The organism is Ligilactobacillus salivarius DSM 20555 = ATCC 11741 (assembly GCF_001435955.1).
GTDB classification, from domain to species: Bacteria; Bacillota; Bacilli; order Lactobacillales; family Lactobacillaceae; genus Ligilactobacillus; species Ligilactobacillus salivarius.
In genome coordinates this window covers 1-435 of the sequence record NZ_AYYT01000051.1, presented here as the reverse complement: position 1 = coordinate 435, position 435 = coordinate 1, and the positions used below count along the sequence as shown (strand labels likewise).

Annotated in this window: 1 pseudogene; it reads left to right on the top strand. The window is 33.1% G+C overall.

The features are described from left to right. A pseudogene (locus FC55_RS09985) lies at positions 1–435 on the top strand (cell wall-binding protein); the annotation flags it as partial.

The following is a 435-nucleotide window of genomic DNA, read 5'->3' as shown; positions in this document are numbered from 1 at the left end:
CCAAGGTGTAATGCAAACAGGTTTCCAAAAAATAGCAGATCAAAATAAGACAGTCCATTATGACTCTAACGGTAAGATGCAATTTGGTTGGCAATGGGTAGATAATGCTACACGTTATTTTGATAAAGTAACAGGTGCAGTAGCAACTGGTCAAAATTATATTAATGATCACTGGTATTTATTTGATAATAAAGGAGCAATGCAACGAGGTTTCCAAAGTCTGAAAGCTTACGGACAAGATAAGACTGTTTATTATAATCATGATGGTTGGATGCTCTTTGGTCAACAAAGAATTAGTGGAAACTGGTATAATTTTGATAAAGTAACAGGTAAGATGTCAGTAGGATTTACTAATATTCCTGATCAAAATAAAACAGTTTACTATAGTGAAGATAAAGCTAAGTTAGGTCAAATGCAATTTGGTTGGCAAAATAT